Annotated in this window: 5 protein-coding genes; 1 reads left to right on the top strand and 4 read right to left on the bottom strand. The window is 71.1% G+C overall.

Annotated elements, in window-relative coordinates:
• The coding region (locus VIR09_RS19885; RefSeq protein WP_332014423.1) for a rhodanese-like domain-containing protein at window positions 1-460 on the top strand (460 nt) is incomplete at its 5' end.
• Window positions 461-505: 45 nt separating this feature from the next.
• Here the strand turns inward: VIR09_RS19885 and VIR09_RS19880 are convergent.
• The 4 genes from VIR09_RS19880 to VIR09_RS19865 form a co-directional block, all read right to left on the bottom strand.
• Window positions 506-1882, bottom strand: coding sequence for a 3-deoxy-D-arabino-heptulosonate 7-phosphate synthase (locus VIR09_RS19880; RefSeq protein ID WP_332014422.1), 1377 nt, complete (start codon window positions 1880-1882; stop codon window positions 506-508).
• A 65-nt stretch (window positions 1883-1947) separates the two neighbouring features.
• A complete protein-coding gene (locus tag VIR09_RS19875; RefSeq protein WP_332014421.1) occupies window positions 1948-2433 on the bottom strand; it encodes a heme-binding protein in 486 nt (161 codons plus the stop codon).
• A gap of 140 nt (window positions 2434-2573) precedes the next feature.
• The gene (locus VIR09_RS19870; RefSeq protein WP_414639448.1) at window positions 2574-3203 is read right to left on the bottom strand and encodes a response regulator transcription factor; all 630 of its coding nucleotides are present in this window, start codon (window positions 3201-3203) and stop codon (window positions 2574-2576) included.
• On the bottom strand, window positions 3200-3919 hold a 720-nt coding region (locus VIR09_RS19865; protein ID WP_332014419.1), incomplete at its 5' end, for a sensor histidine kinase. The genes VIR09_RS19865 and VIR09_RS19870, both read right to left, overlap by 4 nt.

The following is a 3919-nucleotide window of genomic DNA, read 5'->3' as shown; positions in this document are numbered from 1 at the left end:
GGACGCCCTGCGGGCCGCGCTGGAAAGCGGCGAGGCCGTGCTGTTCGACGTGGATGCGCGGATCGCCTATGAACGCGGCCACGTGCCGGGCTCCCGCTACGCCGCCCCCGACCGCCTGGCCGAGTTCCTGCCGGAGGATCGGCAGCGGCCCATCGTGCTGACGTCTGCCGACGGCGTGCTGGCCAGTATCGTGGCGGCCGAACTGGCGTGGCGCAGCCAGCGGCCGGTGCGCTATCTGGTGGGCGGTACGCGCGGCTGGAAGTCCCAGGGCCTGGAACTGGCCCGTGGCGCCGACGGCGTGCTGACCGGGGACGATGACCAGAGCATCAGCCCCTATCTGTTCGCTGACCTGGCTGCCCGCGATCAGGGCTTCCGGGAGTACCTGGATTGGGAGCTGGGGCTGGCGGCGCAGCTGGAGCGCGAGGGTAGCGGGGATTTCCGGCTGATCGGGCAGGAATGAGTTGGCGGGCCTGCGGGCGGCGCTGTCCTCCCGCAGGCCTTGGCGTCAGGGCGTAGCGCTGTCGATCGCGGCCATCAGGTCATCCGGGTGCACCATCAGTTCGCGAGCCTGGCACAGGGTCGGATACTGCTGCAGCACGCCGGTCCATTGCGCCGATTCCAGCAGCAGGCGCCAGACGGGGTCCAGGGTTTCCAGGGCCGCGTCCAGGCCCTGCGCCAGGCGGTCGGCGTACTCCAGGCTGGGCTGCGCGGACAGCAGCTGCATGCGGCTGGCGGCACTGAGCAGGCGGGGAATGGCATCGGCCGGACCGTCGCAGAAATACAGCACGCGGGTGTCCAGTTGCGGACCGTCGGCGGGCAGCGCACGCAGCGACGCGCCGCGCAGGGGAAAGCGGCCCTGGCGCGTGTTGAAGGCGTAGTCGGTCTGAGGGTCGGCGTGCGCCAGCAGGCGCAGGCCGCGCAACAGGCGCGGGAAGTCAGTGGCGGCGGCGTCGGCCGAGGCCTTGGCCTCGAGCAGCAGGCACAGATCCCAAGCGGGCGGCGCATCAGCCCCCTCTGCCTTGCGCAGCAGGGCGGCGTCCCATTCGCTCTTGGCGCGTTCGGCATTGACAGGCAGCGATGGCGGCACGTGCATGGAGGACACGGCCTGGTAGGCCTCCCGCCCGTCCGCATCGTTGAGACGGCGGGCCAGGGCCTCCAGCGCCTGCAAGGCCTGCGCTTCGACGGCGTCGCCGCGCAGCCGCGACGCGTTGCCTTCAGCGAGGGCAGTGGCGCTGCCGGGACGCGGGCCTTGTCGTTCCCACAGGGCGCGGTAGCGGCGCACGTCGGCGTCGGCGGCCAGGACGTCCAGTCGTTGCAGATGCTCCAGCGCCGGACTGGCGAGCAGGCGGTCCAGCACTGCGGAGGTTGCGGCTGGCTGCGAGTCGACGGGCAGGTTCAGAAGACGGCGCGCGGCTTGCGGCAAGGTCGTCCATGATTCGGACGCTGCTGCCGCTTGCAGGGCGGCCATGGCCTCGCGCGCCGCGCCGGCCGGCGTGCGCTCGACCTTGGCCGGATGGGCGATGGCGTTGGCGGCGGCGATGATCTCGCGGCGGTCCTGGGCGGCGCGGGCGGCCAGGGAGGCGTACTCGCGCACGGGAGCAAGGCGGTGCCGCAGCAGCATGGCCTGGAACACGGGATCGCCGTCGGACTCGCGCATGGCGTCGCGGATCAGGCGCGCCAGGGCATCGAGAAAGGCCTGTTTGATGGCGGGCGGCGCGGCGCCGGATTCAAGCGACAGGCGGGCCTGTTCGATGGCGACGGCCAGCGCGGTGGCGGGCGGGACGCCCTCGGCAGGGATCTTGGAAATGGGCGGCACGCGATAGCGCCGGGCGGTGCGGCGCAGCGTGGCGTCGAGCAGCGATAGGGAGGGGGGCTGGGGCATGGCGCCCCAAGCCTACCGCGATGCCGCCGGCGCGGCAAACACGCCGCGCGCCGTCTGGCCGCGGCTTACTTGAACAGCGCGGCGTTCTCTTGCAGGGCGGTGTCGGCGCATTGCGCGTCCAGGTTGCCGCCGGGGGCGCCGGCCACGCCGATGGCGCCAATCACGGCGGAGCCGGCCTTGACGGGCACGCCGCCGCCCAGCACCAGGAAGCCCGGGATGTCGATCAGGGTGGCCGCGGCTGGGTTCTTCTGCACGTTTTCCAGCATCGTCAGCGTCGGGGTCTTGGCCGAAGCGGCGGTGAACGCCTTGGCGCGGCTGGCTTCGATGGTGTGCGGACCGGCGTTGTCCGAACGCGCGAAAGCCTTGAGCAGGCCGGCGCGGTCCACCACCGAGGCGCTGACGTTGTAGCCCTTGGCCTGGCAGGCGGCGACGGTGGCCGTCGCCAGCTTCTGCGCGTCGGCCATGGACAGGTTGCTTTCGTTGAGCACGGCGGCATTGGCGGCGCCGGCGCAGGCGAACAGGGTGGCGAAGGCGATGAGTTTGGGCGACATGTCTGTGTCCTTTGTGGGTCGGTGACAGGAACAGACAGCTTAAGGATGACGGCCGATCCGCGGTATTCGGTCGGCTACGCTGGGGGCTCCGTAGGGCTACGGAGGCGGACTGCGCAAGGCGGCTTGCAGCGTGGGCGGGCCTAGCCCAGCAGTCCCGCGTATTCGCGGATCAACCCGGCCAGGTTTTCCGCTTCCAGCTTGGTGAAGACGTTGGCGCGGTAGGTCTCGACGGTGCGCGGAGACAGGTCGAATTCGCGCGCGATTTCCTTGTTGCTCAGACCCTGGACGATGCGCTCCAGCACGTCGCGCTCGCGCCCGGACAACTTGTCCAGCCGTTCCTGCGCGGCCTGGGTCACCGCGAGCTTTTCGCGGCTGGCGATGTGGGTGCGCACGGCGGCCTGCACGGCGTCGAGGAAGACGTCGTCGTCCACCGGCTTTTGCAGGAACTCCATGGCGCCGCCCTTGAAGGCCCGGCGGCACAGGTCGACGTTGGCGTGGCCGGTCAGCATGACCACCGGCAGATCCGATTGTTCGGCCAGCCGGCTCAGCACGTCCAGGCCGCTGATGCCGGGCATGCGGATGTCCAGGACTACGCAGCCGATGGACTGCGGCGGCAATTGGGCCAGGAAGGCCAGCGGGTCGCCGAAGCCCGCGCTGCGCAGGCCGACGCTGCGCAGGAGCAGGGCCAGACCGTCGCGCACGGCATCGTCGTCGTCGACCAGATAGACCAGCGGAGATTGTTCGAGCATGGGAGTGTCCTGCGTAGTCATGCGGCGGCGCCGGAGCGCGGCAGGCTTACCGTGAAGCAGGCGCCTGCCGGGATGAGATTGCGCGCGGCGATGCGGCCGTCCATGGAGCCGGCCAGCGTTTCGCACAGCGCCAGTCCCAGGCCCATGCCTTGCGGCCGCGTGGTGTAGAAAGGCGCGAACAGGCGCGGCAGCGCGTCGGCGGCGATGCCCGGGCCGGTGTCGCTGACGCTGAACAGGTAGTCGTCGCCTTCGGCGCGGCCTTCCAGCGAAATCTGGCGCGGGCCCGGGACGTCGGCCAGGGCGTCGGCGGCGTTCTGCACCAGATTGTGCAGGATCTGCTCCAGAGCCACGCGGTCGCCCAGCGGCTGGACGGCGGGGCTGGCGTTGTGCCAGCTCAGCCGTATGCCTTGCCGGGCCAGTTCGGGTTCGCGCAGGAAGCGCAGCGATGCCACCAGCGCGTCGGGATCCAGCGCTTCGCGCCGGGCGGGCGAACTGGGCTGCACCAGGGCGCGCATGCGGCTGATGATGTCGGCGGCGCGCTTGGCCTGTTGGGCGCTGGCCAGCAGCGCGTGGCGCACGGCGGGCCGCTCTTCTTCGTCGTCCAGCAGGCGTTCGGCGGCGCGGGTCTGGGCCAGGATGGCGGTCAGCGGCTGGTTCAGTTCGTGGGCGATGCCGGCAGCCATTTCGCCCAGCGTGCTCAGGCGCGCCATGGCGCCCAGGCGCAGCTGCTCCTGCTG

This window comes from Achromobacter sp. (assembly GCF_036567245.1).
Classification (GTDB): domain Bacteria; phylum Pseudomonadota; class Gammaproteobacteria; order Burkholderiales; family Burkholderiaceae_B; genus Achromobacter.
Note: the sequence above shows the minus strand (reverse complement) of the source record. Positions and strands in the feature narration are given on the sequence as shown.